The organism is Micromonospora sp. AMSO31t (assembly GCF_008868175.1).
Classification (GTDB): Bacteria; Actinomycetota; Actinomycetes; order Mycobacteriales; family Micromonosporaceae; genus Micromonospora.
This window is the reverse complement of the sequence record NZ_WBKT01000309.1, coordinates 1-1,039: the sequence shown is the minus strand read 5'-3', so window position 1 is coordinate 1,039 and position 1,039 is coordinate 1. Positions and strand designations below refer to the sequence as shown.

1 protein-coding gene is annotated in these 1,039 nt (G+C 75.0%); it reads right to left on the bottom strand.

Going from position 1 to position 1,039, the window contains the following annotated elements:
* Positions 1 to 118: 118 nt before the first annotated feature.
* A partial coding sequence (locus F8274_RS30680; protein WP_225854058.1) for an AAA family ATPase occupies positions 119 to 1,039 on the bottom strand: 921 nt, incomplete at its 5' end.

The window sequence follows — 1,039 nt, the reverse complement described above, 5'->3', positions numbered from 1 at the left end:
GAGCGGGCGGCGTCGCCGGGCGCGCCGGGACCGCCGCCGGCCCGCTCGGAATCAGGGGTGTCCGGACTCACCCGGTGATCCTCTCAGGCGGCGGGCCGGCGCGGGGCGGCGGTGGCGGTCAGCGGGCGAACGGTTCCAGCATCACCGAGGCGGCCTGGAGCCAGCCCTGCCGCGTCTCCGCCTGGAGCTGGTGGTATTCGATCGAGGAGCCGGTCTCCAGCGCCGGGTCGTACGGCACCACGGCCACCGCCCGGGTCCGCGTGGCGAAGTGCCGTTCCAGGTCGTCCTGGAGCGCCGTGCGACCGGGGGTGGGGCAGGAGATCAGGGTGACCGCGTTGTCGGCCAGCTCGCCCATGCCCTCCTCGTGCAGGAGGTCGAGCATCCAGTCCGCGCTGAACGCGGCGTCCTCCCGGGGCACGGTGGTCACCACGAGCTGGTCGGCGGCCTGCATGACGGTGCGCCAGTTGGGGCTCTCCACGTTGTTGCCGGTGTCCACGCAGACCACGTCGTGGGTGCGGCGCAGCAGCTCCAGCACCCGCTTGACGGTGAACTGGTCCAGCCGCTGGGCGAAGCGCGGGCTCTCCTCGCCGGCCAGCACGTCGTAGGAGCCGTCGGAGGCGTGCCGCAGGTAGTCGTCGAGGTGCTCCAGGAGGGTGGCGCCCTCCAGGATCTCGATCTGCGCGAGGTCGTGGATCAGGTGCCGGATCGTGCGGGCGTGCCGGGCGCTGCCGGCGCGCAGGCCGAGGGTGCCCCGCAGCTCGTTGTCGTCCCAGGCCAGCACCCCGCGCCCGCGGACGCTGCCCACGGTGGCCGCGGCGAGCACGGTGGCGGTGGTCTTGTGCACCCCGCCCTTGGGGTTGGCGAAGGCGAGCACCCGCGGCCCGCCCAGCTCGCGGCGCAGCACCCCGGCCGCCCGCTCCAGCTCGGCCTCCGGTCCCGGTGCGCGCCACTCCACCCGGGCCGGCTCGATCCGCGCCGGCTCGATCCGGGCGGGGTAACTCTCGGCCTGCGCGGGATAGCCGTCGGGCTGCGCCGGGTA